Genomic DNA, 18,015 nt, shown 5'->3' on the forward strand with positions numbered 1-18,015 from the left:
TTCGTGTCCGGCCAGTGAGACCTTCGATGTCCGCAAACGATCTCGACAATTTCGTGACCGCAGTCGTCGCCGGCGCGCTGATTCCCGACCCGGGCACGATGTTCAACCCGTGGGGCGATCACGACCCGACGCACGACCTGTCGCCGGAAGCACCGCAGATCCGCGCCGACCATCTGCATCGCTATCTCGCCGCCCGGCTGGGCCGCGCCCGTGTGCTGCTGATCGCCGAGGCACCCAGCTACAGCGGCGCCAAATTCTCCGGCATGGCGATGACCAGCGAACGCGACGTGCTGGCGCGCGGTGCCGCCGGACATGGCGACGATTGCTTTGATGACTATTTCGACGGCGGTTTCCGGCGCACCAGCCGCGAGCTGCCCCAGCTGAAGAACCGCGAAGGCATGCTGGAACGCACCGCCAGCATCGTGTGGGGCGCGATGCGCGACCAGAACTGGCCGGCACGCGACTTCGTGCTGTGGAATGCGGTCGCCTATCACCCCCACCTGCCGGGCCAGCCGCTGACCAATCGCGCGCCCAGCATGACCGAGCGGCGCGCGCTGCGGCCGCTGCTGGAACAGTTCCTCGCGCTTTTCCCGGGCGTGCCGCGCATGGCGATCGGCCGCATCTGCCAGGCCAGCCTGGCCGACATGGGCATCGAAGCGCTGCCGGCGCGCCACCCCAGTTACGGCGGTGCGCCCGAATTCCGCGCGGCGGTCAGCGCGCTGCGCGATCAGCTCACTGACGGGCAAGTTTGACGAAGCGCGCGTCCGGCTGTTCGAAATTGCTGCGCCAGGGATTGATGTCCAGCCCGCCACGCCGCGTATAGAGGGCGTTGACCGTCAGGCGCTCCGGCCGGCAGCGCTGCAGCAGATCCATATAGATGCGCTCGACGCAGTGCTCGTGAAAATCGGCGTGGTTGCGAAAGGACACGACGTAGCGCAGCAGACCTTCGCGATCGATGCGCGGACCGCGGTAGCGCACCATCAATGTCGCCCAGTCCGGCTGCAGCGTGACCGGACAGTTGGTTTTCAGCAGGTCGGAACGCAGGCATTCCTCGACCGGATCGCCGCCTGCCGACAGCAATGAAGCATCCGGCTGGTAGCAGTCGAAATGCAGCTCGGGCGCATCGATCGAGTCGCCCGGCAGCGCATCCAGTTGAGTCCAAGCCTGCGTCGGCAGTGCGTCGAGCGCATACAGTTCGACCATCACACCCGACTGACAGGCTGCCGACAGATCGGTTTCGATCAGTGCGCGCACCGCTTCGCGCGACACCATGCGCTCATTGTTGTAGCTGTTCAGGTAGAGCTTCAGCGATTTCGATTCGACCATGCACACGCTGTCTGCAGGAATGTCGAAGCGGCCGATCGCCACTTGCGGTTTGCCGTGCGGGTCGAGCCAGGAAATTTCCCAGGCGTGCCAGCGGTCGATGCCGGAAAACGGCAGCGGCTGACCGTGCACCAGACCGAGCGACTGTCGCGATGCGGTGCGCTGCATCGGGAACAGCAGCCCGGCGTCGTAGCGGTCCGGATAGTCGGAGCTGCGCCCGAGCGGCGAGTGCGACGGCAACTGGCGTTCGTCGTCCATCATTGCCCCATCGACTTGCGGATCAGCGCCGCAGCGTCGGTATTGCCGACCTTCAGCGCCCAGTCGACCGCCGTTTCGCCGTCGCGCCCGCGCACCCGGGCATCGGCACGCGCCGCCAGCAGGACGCGCACGGTGTCGATGTTGTTGCTGCGGGCCGCCAGCATCAATGCAGTCGCGCCATTCGGCGCCAGCGCATCGACCGGTGCGCCACGCGCGATCAGTGCCTTCAGCGGCGCGCTGTGGCCCTGCATCGCGGCGTAATGCAGGGCCGACCAGCCCTGCGTATTGACCGGGTCGGCGCCCTTCGCCAGCAGCAGGTCGACCACTTCGGCATGACCGCTGTACGCCGCCACCGCAAGTGCGGTTTCGCCGACCGCATTGACCGCTTCGAGCTTCGCTCGGCGCTCGAGCAGGGCCTTGACCAGATCGAGGTGACCGGCGCGGGACGCAATGATCAGCAGCGTTTCGCCGCGCGGATCGACCGAATTCACGTCCAGCCCGCGATCGACGAAGGCGGCCACGGTGCGTGCGTCGCCAATATTGGCGGCATTGATCAGGTCGTCGTAGGCCGCACCCAGCACGCCGCTGGTCGCCGCGAGACAGGTACTCAGCACCAGGATGCGCAGGGTCTTCATGCCGCGACTCCGATACGTCCGGCCTGCCGGGCTGCGTCGCTGAACACACGGAAAAAGTTGTCGCTGGTCACGCGGGCGACGTCATCGAGCGACATGTCGCGCACGCGCGCCAGCTCGGCCGCCACATGCGGCACGAAGGACGGCTCGTTCATCTTGCCGCGGTAAGGCACCGGCGCAAGGTAGGGCGAATCGGTTTCGATCAGCATGGCGCGCGCCGGAATGGCCCTGGCCACATCGCGCAGCGACTGCGCGTTCTTGAATGTGACGATGCCGGAAAAGGAAATGCAGAAACCCATGTCGATCGCGGCTTCGGCCACCTCAAGTGATTCGGTGAAGCAGTGCATGACGCCGCCGACTTCGTGCGCCTTCTCCTCGCGCATGATGGCCAGCGTGTCTTCTGCCGCCGATCGGGTGTGGATGATCAGCGGCTTGCCGCACTCGCGCGCGGCCCGGATGTGGGTGCGGAAGCGGGCGCGCTGCCATGCCAGGTCGCCGGTCAGGCGGAAGTAATCCAGCCCGGTTTCGCCGATCGCCACCACGCGCGGGTGGTCGGACAGCTTCACCAGCTGCGCGACATCCGGTTCGGTCACGTCTTCATAGTCCGGATGCACGCCCAGCGAAGCGAACACATTGTCGTGCCGGCCCGCCATCGCGGTGACGCGCGGCCACTGTTCGATATTGACCGACACGCACAGGGCGTGGCTGACCTGCTGCGCACGCATGTTGGCGATCAGTTCGTCCTCGCGGACGGCCAGGTCGGGAAAGTCGATGTGGCAATGGGAATCGATGAACATTGAAGAACCGGAAAAAACGTATTCGTTGGGGTCGCCCGGATCACGCCCGGGCGGCCCGGTCAAAGCGTGTGCGTCTGCCGCGTGGACGCCAGATGGCTGCCGATGACGGACTCGATCTTGGCGCGCGCCGCCTTGCTGCTGTCGTCTTCGCCGAAGCGCAGGCCGATGCCCTGCTGCTTGCCGCCCTGCGCGTCCGGCGGTGTCACCCACGCGACGGTGCCCTGGATCGGCAGCTTGGCCGGATCGTCCATCAACTGGAGCAGCAGGAATACCTCGTCACCGATCTTGTAGACGCGGTTGGTCGGCAGGAATATCCCGCCGCCCTTCAGGAAGGGCATGTAGGCGGCGTACAGCACCGATTTCGAACTGACGGCGAGTGACAGTACGCTGCGCCGGTTACCCGACGTGACCTGCGGTTCGCTCATTCCTGTTGTCCTGGGGTCTCTGCTGACATCAAGTACATCAAGTTTCGCTCAGCGTGCCGCCCGGAACAGTCTGGCGTAACGCAGCAGCATGTCTTCCACGAAGAGCCGGGCATTCAGCGGGTGATGCGCGAGCGCCCGGACCTTCAGCAATTCATTGTACCCACGCAGCACGGTCGCGACATCGCTGCGTTGTGCAAGCGCCTGCAACGCCGCCTGACGCGCCACGAACACGCGCGGTGCGCCGGCCGTCGATTGCATGACCAGATCGGCCATCCAGCGCTGCAGCCAGGTCACCAGCGTCGGCAGGTCGGTCAGCCCGGGCTCACCCTTCTTGCGGCCCTGCAGCCAGCCGGCCCAGCGCGCCGCCACTTCCAGCGGTGCATCGATTGCGTGCCTCGATACATCATCGACAAACTGGCTCTGAATCTGAGCCTCTTTTGATGCGGCGAGATCACGTGCATGCAGCGGCGCCCCGGCGCACAGCGCCAGCGCATCGGCCGCCTGCGCGATGCCCTGAGCCTTGAGCCAGGCCATCGACTGTTCGATCGGCGGCAGGTGAAAGGGCAACAGCCGGGTGCGGCTGCGTATCGTCGGCAACAGATTTCTTGGGTGGTCTGAAATCAATAAAAACAATGTATTTACAGGAGGCTCTTCAAGTACTTTAAGAAGTGAATTGGCGGACTCGGACAGCATGGCTTCAGCCGGATACAGCACGACCACGCGGTAGCCACCCTGGTGCGATCCCACGCCAAGTCGTTCGATGACGGCTCGAACCTGAGCGATGCGGATCAGTTTCGACTTCGCCTTGCCGCCTTCGCCGTCCTCTGTGTCGTCAGCCTCGCCCGCTTCCTCGTCGAGCGCCTCCGGGCGCACCGTCAGCAGGTCGGGGTGATTGCCGCTCGTGATCAGCACACAGGACGCACACGCTCCGCAGGCGGTTTGCGTGCCGCGGGCGCGTTCGCACAGCATGCGCGCCGCCAGCGCCTCCGCGAATTCGCGCTTGCCGACACCGGACGGACCGGCCAGCAGCAACGCGTGCGGCATGCGGTCCGTGCCGGCGAGCACCTGGTTCCACTGTGGCTTCAACCAATCATGAATCATTCAATTACAGTAGCTTGAGAGAATTTCTTCGAGCTGAATCGAGACAATATGCGGCTGCATCGACGCATCGATGACCCGCATCCGCGCGGAATCGGCGGCGGCCCGCCCGAGATAGGCCGCCCGTACGCGGTTGAAGAAGTCGGCCTGCTCGCGCTCGAAGCGATCCGGGTCTCCGCCATTTGCGGCCAGTCGTTGCGCCGCAACTTCGCACGGCAGATCGAACAGCAGCGTCAGTCCCGGTTGCAGGCCGCGCTGGACCCACTGTTCCAGCACGCCGAGCCTGGCTGTATCGATGCCGCGACCGCCACCCTGATAGGCGAAGCTGGCGTCGGTAAAGCGGTCACACAATACCCACTCGCCGCGCGCCAGCGCGGGTTCGATCACCTGTGCCAGATGCTCGCGGCGCGCGGCGAACATCAGCAGCGCCTCGGTATCCGCATGCATGGCTTCGTGCAGCAGCAGTGCGCGCAGTGACTCGCCCAGCGGCGTGCCGCCGGGCTCGCGGGTCAGCAGCACGGTGTCGCCGCGTGCGCGCAGCCAGTCTGCCGCATGGGCGATCTGGGTGCTCTTGCCGGCACCATCCATGCCTTCGAACGTGATGAAACGGTATGTCTGCATCTGTGTGGCGATCCTGCCTGCGTTCATCGTGTTTGCGTTCATCCCCTACTTGCGTTCATTTCTCGCCGGACGGCGCTGATAACGGTCGACGGCGCGGTTGTGCTCCGCCAGTGTGCGCGAGAACTCGCTGCTGCCATCGCCGCGAGCGACGAAGTAATAGTAGGGGCTGGGCGCCGGATTGAGTGCGGCGTCTATCGCTGCCCGGCCGGGCAGCGCGATCGGCGTGGGCGGCAAGCCGACCCGGGTATAGGTGTTGTACGGCGTGTCGGCACGCAGATGGGCACGCGTGAGATTGCCGTCGAAGCGCTCGCCCAGACCATAGATCACGGTCGGATCGGTCTGCAGCGGCATGCCGACGCGCAGGCGATTGACGAACACCGACGCGATCATCGGCCGGTCAGCGGCGGTGCCGGTTTCCTTTTCGATGATGGATGCCATGATCAGCGCGTCCTGCGGCGAGCGATAAGGCAGATCGGCCGGACGGTTCTGCCACGCCTGGGCAAGCTGGGCCTTCATCGCATGATGTGCGCGTCTGAGCACGGCAACATCACTGTCGCCCTTGGCGAACAGATAGGTGTCGGGGAAAAACCAGCCTTCGGCGAAGGGCGCGTCGCTGCCGATGCGCGCGAGCAGTTGCGCGTCATCCAGCGCAGCGGCTTCCAGCAAAAGATCCGGATGCGCCGCCAGCGCCGCGCGGGCCTGGCGCCAGGTCCAGCCTTCGATCAGCCGCACCTCGCGCAGCGTCACGTCGCCGCGCGTCATCATTTCGAGCAGCTCGACCGGCGTCAGGCCGCTGCGGAAGGCATAGCTGCCGGCCTGCAGCTTCGTACCATCCACGGCCACCCGCCCGATCAGCCCCAACAGCAACGGCTCGACCGGCACACCGGCCGCGGCGATCTGATGCGTCGCCTGACGCAGGGCCGTTCCGGGGCGCAGCGTGAACTCGACGGCTTCGCCGTCCCAGACCAGCGGACGCTGGGCATACCCGACCAGCGCGGCGACGGCAGCGAGCGCGGCGACCAGCGCGAGCAGGGCGAGACGGACGAGAACACGGATCATGCGGAAGAAGCGGATGGCGGGCGGCGCAGCACGCCGGGTCGCATATGTTAACCTCTCCCACGTGGTCGCCGACCGTCTGCATCAACCGCCTGACTTCCGTTTCTGCCTACCATGACCTTCACCGATCTTCTTCCGGCCGGCACCGTGGCCAACGATGGCCAGTTTCCGGCCATGCAGGATGCCACCGCCGAAATGCGTGCGGCGCATGACGCGACCGTGCTCGTTCCACTGAGCCACCTGTCGCGCCTGCACGCCGACGGCGAGGACGCCTCGGCTTTCCTGCACAACCTGCTGACGCAGGACGTCAAGGGCCTGCCGGCGAACGCCGCGCGGCTCGCCGGCTTCTGCAGTGCCAAGGGTCGTCTGCTGGCCGCCTTCACGATCTGGCGCGAGGGCAGCGCCGTTGTCGTGCAGTTGCCGACTGCGCTGGCCGAACCGATGCGCAAGAAGCTGTCGATGTATGTATTGCGCTCGAAAGTGACGCTTTCTGACAGCAGCGCAGCGCGCCCTGCGCTCGGACTGGCCGGCGGCAACGCCGTCGCCGCCCTGGGTGCAGCCGGGCTGACGGTGCCTGCGGATGTCATGACCACAGCCGGCACCGACGACGTGACGGTGCTGAAGCTGGCCGAGGACAGATTCGAAATCGTGCTGCCGGCGGAACGCCTGGCGACGCTGTGGGGCGCGCTGTCGGCCCACGCAACGCCCGCCGGCACCCCGGTCTGGCGGCGCTTCGACATTCGCGACGGTCTGGTCAGCGTGTGGCCTGAAACGCAGGAGTCCTTCGTGCCGCAGATGGTCAATTTCGAACTGACGGGCGGCGTCAATTTCAAGAAGGGCTGTTACCCGGGGCAGGAAATCGTCGCCCGCACCCAGTATCTGGGCAAGCTCAAGCGGCGCATGTACCGTGCGCAGGCCGACTGTCCGCCCCCGCCGGCCGGCACGCCGGTATATGGCGCCGACACGAACGATCAGGCCTGCGGCACAGTGGTCGATGCGGTCGCCCATCCGGATGGCGGCTGCGAACTGCTGGCCGTGATCCAGATGTCGAGCACAACCGCCGGCGCGGTGAAGCTGGCCAGCCCGGATGGCGCCGCGCTCACTTTGCTGTCGATGCCCTACTCGCTGGGCGAGTGATGACCGTGCGCATCGACTACTTCGTCTATTACCGCATTGAAGCCGGGCGCGAGGCCGAACTGCTGGCGGCGCTGGCCACCATGCAGGCCTCGCTGCACGCGGCGACCGGCATCGCCGGCCGGGTGCGGCGTCGGCTCGACGACCCGTCGACCTGGATGGAAAGCTACGAAGGCGTCAGCGACCAGTACGAATTCGAGATCGAACTGGGCAGTCATGCCTTCCGCCATGGGCTGTACGAACTGCTGGCCGAAGGCAGCCGGCGCCACATGGAACGTTTCCGCGCCCCCGGATGAGCGGCCGGACAGCCCCGACATGTGCCTGATCGCGCTGGGCTGGCGGGTGCGGCCCGACATGCCGCTGCTGGTCATCGCCAATCGCGACGAATTTCATCGCCGGCCGACGGCGCCTCTGGCCTTCTGGCCGGATGCGCCGGACGTGCTGGCCGGGCGCGACCTGCAATCCGGCGGCACCTGGATGGGTGTCACCCGCAGTGGCCGCTTTGCCGCGCTGACCAACTTCCGCGATCCATCCGCGCAACGTGCCGATGCGCGCTCGCGCGGCCTGCTGGTGTCCGGTTTCCTGACCGGCCGGGCCGGCGCGCCCGACTACGCAAACACGCTGCGTCGCAACGGCGGCGACTACAACGGCTTCAATCTGCTGCTGTGCGACGGCGCCTCGCTGGTGTGGATCGGTCATCCGGGCGATGGCGAGATCGACGTGCGAACGCTCGAACCGGGCGTGCACGCCGTGTCCAACCACCTTCCGGGCACGCCCTGGCCCAAGCTGGTGCGGGCGCGCAACGGCCTGTCACGGATGCTGGGCACGCCGGAGGCCGATGAGGCGCCGGCATTCGATTCGCTCACTGACAAGGCGTTCGCACTGCTCGCCGACGACACACCGGCCGACGATGCCGACCTGCCCGACACCGGCGTCGGCATCGAGTGGGAACGCCGGCTGTCGCCGGTTTTCATCAGCGGCGACGAGTACGGCACACGGTCGGGCACCCTGCTGCAACTGACCGATCGACGCCTCTGTGTCGAAGAGCGCCGCTATGGCTGCAGCGGCCGGTATCAGGGTGCATCGCGCTTCAATCTGCACCGTTGAAGGCCAGTGACACCTTATTTCGTGCGTGTGCAATCAAGTTTTGTCTTCACAATGTCGAAAATGCACATTGTCGTGACCGTGTCCCCGCTCCCAGCCCTTTCCCAATGATTGCCGCACCCCTGCCCCCCGGAGAAGCGGAGCGACTGGCCGCGCTGAACGCTACAGCGCTGCTCGACACGCCTGCCGAACCGTCGTTTGATGACCTGACGCGTCTGGCGTCGCAGATCTGCGGCACACCGATGGCCATCATCAGCCTGGTCGACAAGGACCGGCAATGGTTCAAGTCGCGCGTCGGTGTCACCGCCTCCGAGACACCACGCGACATGGCCTTCTGCGCCCATGCCATCCTGGGTTCCGACGTATTCGTGGTCGGAGACGCCCACGACGACGAGCGCTTCCACGACAATCCTCTGGTGACCGGAGCACTGGGCTTGCGCTTCTATGCCGGCGCTCCGCTCGACATCGGCGCCGGACAACGGATCGGCACCCTGTGCGTGCTGGACGTGGTACCGCGCACACTCGATGCTGCACAGCGCGATGCGCTCAACGTGCTGGCGCGCCAGGTCGTCGCGCAGATCCAGTTGCGCGACAAGGTGATCGCACTGCAGGAAGCCACCGCACGCCAATCGCTGTTCGAGCAGCAATTGCAGCGCTTCAACGAGGAAATGCAGACACTGGTTGCGCTGCGCACGCGCGAACTGCAGCAGGCACGCGATCGGGCGGAACTGTATTTCGACGTCGCCGGCAACATGATGGTGGTCACCGATGTGGCGGGCCGGATCGAGCGCGCCAACCGCCGCACCGGCGAGGTGCTGTGCCGGCCAAGCGGATCGCTGCGCGGCGAAGACTGGTTCGAGCTGTGCTTCCCGGCGCAGGAACGTGCTGAAGCCCGGGCATTCTTCATTGGTCTGATCGACGCCGGAAGCGACAGCTCGCGCCGTTTCCACGGCCGGGTGATGACGTCGGACGGACAGTTCCGCACGGTGGCATGGCACACGACGCGCCTCGTTGATGAACGGGGCGTCATCACCGGACTGCTCGGCATGGGTGAAGACATCACGGCCCGGCTCGAAGCGGAAGAGCACCTGCGCCGTACGCTGGACGAACTCGAACGCAGCAACATGGGGCTGCAGCAGTTCGTGCATGTCGCTTCACACGACCTGCGCGAGCCGATCAACTCCATCCTCAACTTCGCCAAGCTGCTTGCGCGCGACCGGCATGAGGCGGACAGCGAACGCATCGACCGCTACATCGATTTCATCCTGCGCGGCGGAGAGCGCCTGCGCACGCTGGTCAATGACCTGCTTTCCTTCGTGCGCATCGACAACAGCGAAGCACGGCTTGACCGCGTGGACCTGAACGAGAGCATTGAAGACACCCGGCAGGTACTGTCCGATGCGATCGAAAAGGCCGGTGCCACGCTGCATGTGGCACCGCTGCCGGCGGTGCGCGGCGACCGTACCCTGCTCGGCCTGCTGCTGCAGAATCTGGTCAGCAACGCGCTGAAGTTCAAGCGGCCGGGCGAGGCGCCGGCCATACGCGTCTGTTCCGAATCGGATGAACATGAGCTGCGCATCCAGGTGATCGACAACGGCATCGGCATCGCAGAGGGCTTTCACGAGAAGATTTTCGGCGTGTTCCAGCGTCTGCACGCGCGCTCGGAATACGAAGGCACCGGTCTTGGCCTTGCGTTGTGCCGACGCATTGCCGACATGCACGGTGCGCGGCTTTATGTGGAGTCGGAAGAAGGCCTCGGCAGCTGCTTTGTGCTCGCGTTGCCGCTGTCGGCCTGCCTGCCGACCGAGCCGCCACGGATGGCCGCCGCATGACCGAGCCATTGCTGCGCACCATCATGCTGATCGACGACAGCGAGGCCGACAATTTCTTTCACGGTCTGCTGCTGGAACGCTCCGGGCTGGCGTTGCGCGTGAAGGTATTCGAGTGGGCGGAGAAGGCGCTCGCGTGGTTTGCCGACAACCCGTTCCACGACGTCGATCTCGTGCTGCTCGACATCAACATGCCGCGCATGGACGGTTTCGAGTTTCTCGACCACTTTCATCTGCTGCCCGACGAGCACAAGGGCGACGCACGCATCTGCATGCTCAGCTCATCACCGCTGGACCACGAACGAGAACGCGCATTGGGTTACCCGCGGGTGGCCGATTTCATCGTGAAGCCGCTGGAAGACGAAACGCTGCCTCAACTGGTCAGGGCGCGCACCATCCGCTGATGCACGATGCCGACTTCGTCGAACGGCGGCCCCTCGGCGGTGAATCGGGCCCTTTCGTAAAACCCGGTGGCGTGCATCTGGGCGTGCAACTGCAGCAAGGGCAGACCGCCCTGTCGCGCCGAATCGATCAGCGCATCCAGAATCGCCCGGCCGATGCCTTGCCCGCGCCAGGGCGCCCGTACCGCCATGCGTCCGATGTGGCCGTCCGGCAGCAGGCGTCCGCAGGCCACCGGTGCGCCATCGACGCAAGCCAGCGCATGCCGGCTGGTCGCGTCGTCGGTGTCCCACTCCAGCTCGGCCGGAATGCCCTGTTCGACGATGAACACCGCCTCGCGCACAGCCCTGAGCGCCGGCTCGAGCAGCGCCCAATCCCCGACGACGACCGTGAGTGCGCTCAATCGCGGATATCCACCGGTGTGCCGGCCGGCACCAGATCGAACAGTTCGATGATGTCGCGATTGCGCATGCGCACGCAGCCGATCGACCCGGGCACCCCCATTTCTGCCGTGTCCGGACTGCCGTGCAGATAGATGAAGCGGCGCATCGTATCGACCTCGCCCAGACGGTTGAAGCCCGGCTCGCAACCCGACAGCCACAGGATGCGGGTCAGTATCCAGTCGCGGTCGGGGTGACTGGCCGCGAGTTCGGGTGACCAGCATTCGCCGGTCGGGCGACGCCGCACGAAAACGGTATTCGACGGCGAGCCCGCACCGATGCGCGCGCGGATGATGTGGCGTCCGCGCGGTGTGCAGTAGCTGCCGCGCTGCTCTCCACTGCCGTTGCGCGCCGTGGATACGCGGTAACGACGGATCAGCACGTCACGATCGTCGTACAGTTGCATCCACTGGGTGGGAATGTCGAGCGCCAGGCGCATCAGGCGGTATCGGTGCGACGCCGGCGGGCGGCGAAGAAATCGCTCAGCAGACGGCCGCATTCCGCTTCGAGCAGACCGGATTCAACCGTCGCGTGGTGATTCAGACGCGCTTCTGCAAACAGGTCGGTCACGCTGCCGCAGGCACCGGTCTTGAGATCGCGCGCCCCGAACACCACGCGCGCGATGCGCGCATGCTGGATCGCGCCGCTGCACATGGCACAGGGTTCGAGCGTCACGTAGAGCGTGCAGCCCGGCATGCGGTAATTGCCGAGGGCCTGGCCGGCGGCCCGCAGCGCCATCACCTCGGCGTGCGCCGTCGGGTCGTGCGCCATGATGGGCCGGTTGTAGCCGCGGCCGACGATTTCGCCGTCGCACACGACGACGGCACCGACCGGCACCTCGCCCAGCGCACCGGCCTCGCGCGCGAGCGCAAGTGCTTCGTTCATGAACGCGAGATCGGTTTCGGTGCCGCTCATGGGTGCCGCCCGCCCGGGCTCAGTTGGCGCGTGGCTCGGCCACCCGCACGCCGAAGCGCAGCATTGAATCGACGCCGATGATCAGGATGAGCGCGCTGATGAACAGCACCATGCCGGCAAAGCCATGCAGGAAGCCCTGCCCTGCCTCGTCACCGAAGTGGTAGGTGATCAGCGTCAGCACGATGACCCGGATGACGTTGGCGCAGAACGAGATCGGCACGATCAGGATGGCCAGCGTGATGTTGCGGCTCAGCGAATCGTGCTTCACCAGATTGAGGTAGAGCAGGCCGAGCGCTTCCAGCGTGAACAGCGAATGCAGGCCGGCGCAGGCATCCGCCACCAGCAGCTGATACTGACCGATGACGAGAATGACGCCGGTACGGGCGATCGGGTAACCCAGGGCGTACAGCAGATGTTCCGCCGCCCAGGACACGCCCATCTTCATCGGCTGCGTGATGGTGTCGACCAGCACACCGGGCAGCGGAATCATGAACAGCATGAAGAACAGCGGAAACCACAGCCTGAGCAGCGTCGACTTGCCGAAGAACACCAGCAGCAGCCCGGCCAGCAGCGGAATGAGCGAGCCGATTTCGAAGATCAGGATGTCCTGCGAGCGCCCGAGCGCGTACAGCAGCAGCGAAAACACCAGTACCGGCCAGCCGAGCGCGGGCGCCGGTGCGTACTCGATGCTGTCGGCGATCTCGTTCCACTTGGTGTACAGCAGCCAGAGGGCAACGGCGAGCACGATCGGGCCGTGCGCGTTCTCGTCGGTGGCCCATATGCCATTGAACAGGTCGTGGAAGCTCGGCCCGTACATGGCCGCCATGCCGGCGATGACGATCCAGAATGGGGCCCAGCCTGCAGACAGGGCATGCAGACCGAGCCGCATCGAAGACTGGGAAGACATGGACGATGGATTCACGAGCGGGAAAGCCTTTCGACCGGGAACATCAGGGCTCGTTCATCACCGAGCCCACCAGGGTGGCACTCGCGGTGACCAGCTCGTCCGCCAGACGGTGCAGGCGCGACGCGCGGCTCACGTTCTTGCGCGCCACCATCAGCGCGCCACTGGCCCGCACGGCGATGGTCTGGGCATCGGCGTATTCGGCGCCTGCTGGCGTGTCGATCAGGATCACGTCGAAATCCTTCGCCAGCTGGCCGAGCAGCTGGCTGAACATCGGTCGCGACAGCAGCTCCTGCGGATTCGGCGGCACCGCACCCGCCGGCATGACGCACAGGTCAAGCAGCGCCGGCACGCGTTGCACCGCTTCCGGGCCACCGCGTCCGACCAGCGTTTCCGACAGGCCGAGCCGGTTGCTGACGGAAAACATCATGTGCTGGCGCGGATTGCGCATGTCGGCATCGATCAGCAGCGTGCGCTCGCCGAGCTGAGAAAAAACCACGGCCAGATTGGCCGCGATGAAGCTGCGCCCTTCGCCGCGTTCCGGGCTGACGATGGCCAGCGTCTTGCGCTCGGCCTCGGCATCGAACCAGCGCAGCATCAACTGGCTGCGCAGCGCACGCAACTCTTCGACCTGGTGCGTGAAGGGACGGTAAGCCGCAACGACCTCGTCGCTGACACTGCTTTCGCCGGGTTGCAGGAAGGGGTAGTCAAACTGCCGTGACAGCGCGAACTGGATGTCGGATTCCTTCAGCAGACCGAGCGAAATCGCCGCATCGCCAAAGCGCAGACCGCCGTCGCGCTGGGCGCGCAGGATACGTTCGGCGCCGTCCGGGCTGAGCCGGCCGGCGTCGATGAGGATTGCGCCGATGGCCCGGCCGGAGCCGGTGTCGAGCGAAGTGGATGCATTCATTCCAGAGTGTCCTTCAGGCGACGGCTGCGCGGGCGCGCTTGGCGCCCTTGCCGAATTTGGCGGTCGAGATCAGACCCAGTACGGGCACCCCGAGAAGCTGCTGCAGGTCATCATCACCGCGGATGCGCTGGTCGAGCAGTTCGAGCAGCAGCACGGTGCCCACGGCCAGCAGCACGCCGAGGAATATGGCAACCAGCGTGTTCAGCAGCAGGTTCGGGCTGGAATGTTCCAGCGGCGGCGTGGCCGGCGTCAGCACGACGATATTGGTCTGCGTGGTCTGACTTTCCAGGCTGGTCTGAGTGAAGCGCTGCGCCACGGCATCGTAGGCGCGCTGCGCACTTTCGACCTCGCGCTGCAGCACTGCCAGATCGTCACGCTGCTTCTTCAGTTCCAGAACCTTGTCCTTCTGTGCCGCCAGGGACGCCTTGACCTCCGCTTCCCGCTGCACATTGACCCGGTTGCTGGTACCCAGCGTGCTGGCGACCTTCTTCATTTCAGCTTCCAGCTTGGCGCGCAGCGAATCCACTTCGCCCTGTGCGCGCTGGTACTCCGGATGATTGCGTCCGAAACGCTGACTGGCATCGGTCATGCGCGCCTCGCCGCGCGCAAGTTCGGACTTGAGCCCGATGATGAGAGAATTCTGCTGCACTTCGGGCAGCGTTTCGATCTGCGACTGGCTGACCTGAGCCTGACGCGATGCGCTGTCGCTGCGCTGCGCCTGAATCGCCGTGTATTGGCTCGACAGTTCGGCCAGACGGGCATTCTCGATGTCGAGCCGCTCGTCGGTGTTAACGATGCCGCTTTCCTTCTGGAACTCCGACAGCTTGGTCTGCGCCTTTTCGAGCTCTTCGCGCAACGACTTCGACTGCCCCGAGAACCACGCGGCGTACTGCTTTGCGGGCTCGATCTTCAGTTCGAGATTGGTATCGATGTAGGCCTGGGCAAAGGCATTCGCGACGGCCGCCGAAAACGCCGGATCCTGGCCGGAAAACGCGATCGACAGCACGTTCGATTCACGCGACGGGCGCACATCGAGCTTCTTCTTCAAAAGCTCGGCGAAGTAGGCCTCGATCGAGCCCCTGCCTTCGGTCGCCTCGCGCCACTGTTCGACCGCCTGCGCACTCTTTTCGAAACCAAGCACCCGCACCACGCGCTGCGCAACGCGGTCCGAGGTCACGATGTCGATCTGCGTTGCCATGTAGCCCGGCGAAACCAGCCCCGGCAGGGTGACGCCGAGAATGGGGTCCGGCGACTTGACGTCGATCAGCACCGATGCCGCCGACTCGTACTGCTTGGGCAGAACGAGACTCACCGCCACGGTCGTTGCAACCACCACGAAGAGCACGGCGAGCCCGACCAGCCAGCGTGCGCGAAGAATCAGAAGAAACTGCTGAAAAGTCATGAATTCGTCCGATCAGAAAAGGCTTTCGCGCACATACACGACATCATCACTCTGCAGTGGCAACGCCATTTCGGGTTCCATCGTATCAACCTGGCCCGTCGCGTTGCGCCGATGCAGCCGGATGCGCTTGTCTGTGCCGCGCAGCGTGATGCCGCCGCCCTGGGCAAGCGCCTGCATGACCGACATGCCGCGCTCGAGGCGATAGGCTCCGGGGCGATTCACTTCGCCGTAGATGTAGAACACGGGCGCGCGATGCACATACAGCATGTCACCGCCCTGCACGGCGATGTCCGACTTCATGCCGTCCGGCTGGAACAGCGAAGGTACATCGATTTCCATACGGAACGGCTGGCCGTTGCGCGTACCGACCAGCGTGACGACGTCTGCGCCATTGACCGACGCACCACCGGCGATCGCAAGGATGTCGGTTACGGTCGTGCCGGCGATCTCGATCGGGTAGCGCCCCGGACGATTCACCTGTCCGAGCACCGAAACCTGATTGCCGCGGATCTGCAGTACCAGCACGTTGACCTGAGGCTTCAGCACGAAGCCGCCTTCACGCAGCTTGTCGGCGATCAGCTTCTCGGTGGCCGGAAGCGTAAGGCCGCCGACGTTGACCGCCCCGATCAACGGATAGGTGATGCTGCCGTTCTCGGTCACCCGCGTTTCAACGGTGAGATCGGGATTCTGGAACACGGTCACACGGACCACGTCGCCGGAACCCAGCGCGTATTCACGGGCATCGACCGCATGGGCCATCGGCAGCAGGAGTGCGCTGAACCAGAATGCACACAGCAGGCGCAAAAACTTCGTCATGGTGGACCTATCCAGGTGATGAAGGTGACTGAAGCCCTCTGGAAGAGGGCCGGAAAGCGCGGCCGGACGTCGTCCTACTTGAGACCCGACAAGCCCTTGTCCACCGCGGTGCCTGCCTCCGGCGACACTGCCGAAGGCGTTTCCGTCGCCGATACCGGCGCAGCGGGCGCCGCCGGCACATCGGCTGGCGCACTGAATTCACCGAGGTACTCGATTTTGCCCGTGTCACGCAGCTTCTTGACCTCGGCCTTCGCCAGTTCGGTCTTGCGCTGATTCAACAGGAACTGTTCGATCACCGGCTGAGCGGCCTTCTCGTCGACCGGCACGCTGCGCGACGCCGCCACTTCGAGCAGCAGTATCGTGTTTCCGGACCGCACGATGCCAACCTGGCCATCCTTGAGCTTGTGAATGTTCTTGACCATTTCCAGCGGCAGTTGCTCGGCCGGCTTGGTCACCGCATTGGCCGTGAAGCGCACGTTCTCGGACCGCAGCCACTCTGCAACCTGCTGCATGTTGCGCGGTTCCGCCATATACCCCTGCAGCTTCGGCATGAATTCCGGGCCGGCCTGGATCGCAAGCTCGCGCAGGCTGAAGATGCGCCGTTCGGCGAACAGTTCGGGATGTTCGGCGTAGTAGGCGGTGATTTCGGACTCGGTCGGCTTGGGCGCAACCGCCGAAACCTGTTCGAGGTAGGCGCGTGAAAGCACTTCGCGCTTGGCGGCTTCGATCGCCTGCAGGGTTTTCGGGTCGCGGTCGAGCTTCTTGTCGATCGCCTGCTGGACGAGCAGTTCCTGATCGATCAGTCGCTCCAGCACCTGACGGCTCGCTGCCTTGGCCTGCTCGGGACTGCTCACATTGGTGCGCTGCATGACCTGATTGATCTGATGCACCGACACTTCGCCACCGTTGACCTTCGCTGCGACCTGTGTGGCGACCTTCTTGTCACCGCTCTCTCCGCCGCACGCCGCCAGCATTGCCGTCGCCAGAATGGAAAGAACCAGTGCTCGACCTGCGTGGTGTGACATGTTGTCCCCGAAAAATTTGTTGCGAATTTGTGACACTTAGGTCGATTGCCAAGATAGCCCAAGTCCTCAAGCATTAACAGTACCCGCGCTGTGTTACGGCGCCATTGCGTGAAATGTTTCCGTAATGGAGCGGACTCCGGATGCATGTTTGCACAATGTTTCAAGTTCAGACGCGCGCGCCGCTTGCCATTCAATCCCGGGGCGTGCGCGATCAGGCAGCTGTGGCGCGGGTGGCGGCACAGGCTAGAATCGGCGCTGATATCGCATCCGCGTTCACCATGTCCATTCCAGCCGATTCCTTTCTCAGCGCCCTGCAGGTTTTCGCGGCCCATGAACGCATGGATCCGCTGATGCTGCTGTGCAAACTCACCGAAGAATGCGGCGAACTGGCCGAGGCCGTGCTGGTCGAGCGCGGTTTCAAACCGCACAAGACGCTGGAACCGGAAGCCGCCATCGCCGAAGCGGCCGACGTGCTGTTGTGCATGTTGCTGGTTCTGAGCCGGCTTTACCCGGGACTGACACCCGAACAGCTGGCCGCCCGGCTGTCGCAGCAGGCCGACGACAAACTCGCGCGCTACGTCGCGCGCCAGCCCGCACTGCGGGCCTGACCGACCATGCCGGTTTTTGAACTCAGCGCCTTGCTGGTCATCGGAGGCTTGATATGGTTGTGGCTGGACAGCCTCAGCGCGCGCGAAATCGGCATGGAAGCAAGCCGCGCAGCCTGCCACGCCGACGGCGTGCAACTGCTTGACGACACCGTGGCCATCCGCAAGGCCTGGCTCGCACGCGACGACAACGGACAGATGCGCATCCAGCGCACCTATGGCTTCGAATACAGCGATGACGGTACCCGGCGCCGGCAGGGGTCCGTCACCCTGATCGGCAAGCGGGTCGTGGCGCTGTACATCGCCCCCCACATCATCTGAC

At 65.0% G+C, this 18,015-nt stretch carries 23 protein-coding genes; 8 read left to right on the top strand and 15 right to left on the bottom strand.

Features of this window, described 5'->3' with window-relative positions; translation table 11 throughout:
- Positions 1–26 precede the first annotated feature (26 nt).
- Positions 27–752 carry a uracil-DNA glycosylase gene (locus BSY238_RS01605; protein ID WP_069037614.1) on the top strand — a complete coding sequence of 242 codons (726 nt, stop codon included), beginning with the start codon at positions 27–29 and terminating at the stop codon, positions 750–752.
- Here BSY238_RS01605 and queF read toward each other — a convergent pair.
- The 7 genes from queF to mltG are packed head-to-tail and all read right to left on the bottom strand — an operon-like array spanning position 733 to position 6,213.
- The gene (queF, locus tag BSY238_RS01610; protein WP_223300226.1) at positions 733–1,584 is read right to left on the bottom strand and encodes an NADPH-dependent 7-cyano-7-deazaguanine reductase QueF; all 852 of its coding nucleotides are present in this window, start codon (positions 1,582–1,584) and stop codon (positions 733–735) included. The two genes, BSY238_RS01605 and queF, sit on opposite strands and share 20 nt — an antisense overlap.
- Complete coding sequence (locus tag BSY238_RS01615) at positions 1,581–2,216, bottom strand: ankyrin repeat domain-containing protein (protein ID WP_069037616.1); 636 nt, start codon at positions 2,214–2,216, stop codon at positions 1,581–1,583. The genes queF and BSY238_RS01615 overlap by 4 nt, the downstream gene beginning before the upstream one ends.
- The gene (locus BSY238_RS01620; RefSeq protein ID WP_069037617.1) at positions 2,213–3,010 is read right to left on the bottom strand and encodes a TatD family hydrolase; all 798 of its coding nucleotides are present in this window, start codon (positions 3,008–3,010) and stop codon (positions 2,213–2,215) included. Before BSY238_RS01620 ends, BSY238_RS01615 begins: the two co-directional genes overlap by 4 nt.
- 59 nt (positions 3,011–3,069) lie before the next feature.
- Positions 3,070–3,435, bottom strand: a complete 366-nt coding sequence (locus BSY238_RS01625; protein WP_069037618.1) for a PilZ domain-containing protein — start codon at positions 3,433–3,435, stop codon at positions 3,070–3,072.
- A gap of 48 nt (positions 3,436–3,483) precedes the next feature.
- Positions 3,484–4,536, bottom strand: coding sequence for a DNA polymerase III subunit delta' (gene holB, locus BSY238_RS01630; protein WP_069037619.1), 1,053 nt, complete (start codon positions 4,534–4,536; stop codon positions 3,484–3,486).
- Entirely contained in the window at positions 4,537–5,154 is a 618-nt protein-coding gene (tmk, locus tag BSY238_RS01635; RefSeq protein ID WP_069040373.1) for a dTMP kinase, read from the bottom strand.
- A gap of 45 nt (positions 5,155–5,199) precedes the next feature.
- Complete coding sequence (gene mltG, locus BSY238_RS01640) at positions 5,200–6,213, bottom strand: endolytic transglycosylase MltG (protein ID WP_069037620.1); 1,014 nt, start codon at positions 6,211–6,213, stop codon at positions 5,200–5,202.
- 111 nt (positions 6,214–6,324) lie between these two features.
- On the opposite strand from mltG, the gene ygfZ reads away from it, so the two are divergent.
- From ygfZ to BSY238_RS01665, 5 genes are all read left to right on the top strand, one after another.
- Entirely contained in the window at positions 6,325–7,347 is a 1,023-nt protein-coding gene (gene ygfZ / locus BSY238_RS01645) for a CAF17-like 4Fe-4S cluster assembly/insertion protein YgfZ (protein ID WP_069037621.1), read from the top strand.
- Complete coding sequence (locus tag BSY238_RS01650) at positions 7,347–7,640, top strand: DUF4936 family protein (protein ID WP_069037622.1); 294 nt, start codon at positions 7,347–7,349, stop codon at positions 7,638–7,640. Before ygfZ ends, BSY238_RS01650 begins: the two co-directional genes overlap by 1 nt.
- A gap of 19 nt (positions 7,641–7,659) precedes the next feature.
- The gene (locus BSY238_RS01655; RefSeq protein WP_069037623.1) at positions 7,660–8,451 is read left to right on the top strand and encodes an NRDE family protein; all 792 of its coding nucleotides are present in this window, start codon (positions 7,660–7,662) and stop codon (positions 8,449–8,451) included.
- Positions 8,452–8,555: 104 nt separating this feature from the next.
- Positions 8,556–10,280, top strand: a complete 1,725-nt coding sequence (locus tag BSY238_RS01660) for a sensor histidine kinase (protein WP_069037624.1) — start codon at positions 8,556–8,558, stop codon at positions 10,278–10,280.
- Complete coding sequence (locus tag BSY238_RS01665) at positions 10,277–10,681, top strand: response regulator (protein ID WP_069037625.1); 405 nt, start codon at positions 10,277–10,279, stop codon at positions 10,679–10,681. The genes BSY238_RS01660 and BSY238_RS01665 overlap by 4 nt, the downstream gene beginning before the upstream one ends.
- Here BSY238_RS01665 and BSY238_RS18600 read toward each other — a convergent pair.
- The 8 genes from BSY238_RS18600 to BSY238_RS01705 all read right to left on the bottom strand — a co-directional run bounded on the left by BSY238_RS18600 (position 10,651) and on the right by BSY238_RS01705 (position 17,088).
- On the bottom strand, positions 10,651–11,079 hold the full coding sequence (locus tag BSY238_RS18600) for a GNAT family N-acetyltransferase (protein WP_069037626.1): 429 nt from the start codon (positions 11,077–11,079) through the stop codon (positions 10,651–10,653). The two genes, BSY238_RS01665 and BSY238_RS18600, sit on opposite strands and share 31 nt — an antisense overlap.
- Complete coding sequence (locus BSY238_RS18605; protein ID WP_069037627.1) at positions 11,076–11,555, bottom strand: L,D-transpeptidase; 480 nt, start codon at positions 11,553–11,555, stop codon at positions 11,076–11,078. The genes BSY238_RS18600 and BSY238_RS18605 overlap by 4 nt, the downstream gene beginning before the upstream one ends.
- On the bottom strand, positions 11,555–12,031 hold the full coding sequence (gene tadA, locus BSY238_RS01680) for a tRNA adenosine(34) deaminase TadA (RefSeq protein WP_069037628.1): 477 nt from the start codon (positions 12,029–12,031) through the stop codon (positions 11,555–11,557). Before tadA ends, BSY238_RS18605 begins: the two co-directional genes overlap by 1 nt.
- Before the next feature lie 19 nt (positions 12,032–12,050).
- Positions 12,051–12,920, bottom strand: coding sequence for an exosortase B (gene xrtB / locus BSY238_RS01685; RefSeq protein WP_069037629.1), 870 nt, complete (start codon positions 12,918–12,920; stop codon positions 12,051–12,053).
- Between the two features lie 61 nt (positions 12,921–12,981).
- On the bottom strand, positions 12,982–13,845 hold the full coding sequence (gene epsG, locus BSY238_RS01690) for a chain length determinant protein tyrosine kinase EpsG (RefSeq protein ID WP_069037630.1): 864 nt from the start codon (positions 13,843–13,845) through the stop codon (positions 12,982–12,984).
- 13 nt (positions 13,846–13,858) lie between these two features.
- Complete coding sequence (epsF, locus tag BSY238_RS01695; RefSeq protein WP_069037631.1) at positions 13,859–15,247, bottom strand: chain length determinant protein EpsF; 1,389 nt, start codon at positions 15,245–15,247, stop codon at positions 13,859–13,861.
- A gap of 12 nt (positions 15,248–15,259) precedes the next feature.
- Positions 15,260–16,063 carry a polysaccharide export protein EpsE gene (gene epsE, locus BSY238_RS01700; protein ID WP_069037632.1) on the bottom strand — a complete coding sequence of 268 codons (804 nt, stop codon included), beginning with the start codon at positions 16,061–16,063 and terminating at the stop codon, positions 15,260–15,262.
- A 74-nt stretch (positions 16,064–16,137) separates the two neighbouring features.
- On the bottom strand, positions 16,138–17,088 hold the full coding sequence (locus tag BSY238_RS01705) for an EpsD family peptidyl-prolyl cis-trans isomerase (protein ID WP_069037633.1): 951 nt from the start codon (positions 17,086–17,088) through the stop codon (positions 16,138–16,140).
- Between the two features lie 278 nt (positions 17,089–17,366).
- Here BSY238_RS01705 and BSY238_RS01710 point away from each other — a divergent pair, with 278 nt between their 5' ends.
- Both BSY238_RS01710 and BSY238_RS01715 read left to right on the top strand, forming a co-directional pair.
- Positions 17,367–17,696, top strand: a complete 330-nt coding sequence (locus BSY238_RS01710; RefSeq protein WP_223300227.1) for a hypothetical protein — start codon at positions 17,367–17,369, stop codon at positions 17,694–17,696.
- A 6-nt stretch (positions 17,697–17,702) separates the two neighbouring features.
- A complete protein-coding gene (locus tag BSY238_RS01715; protein ID WP_069037634.1) occupies positions 17,703–18,014 on the top strand; it encodes a DUF3301 domain-containing protein in 312 nt (103 codons plus the stop codon).
- Position 18,015: the final 1 nt, after the last annotated feature.

Origin of the sequence: Methyloversatilis sp. RAC08 (assembly GCF_001713355.1) — a bacterium.
Lineage (GTDB): Bacteria > Pseudomonadota > Gammaproteobacteria > Burkholderiales > Rhodocyclaceae > Methyloversatilis.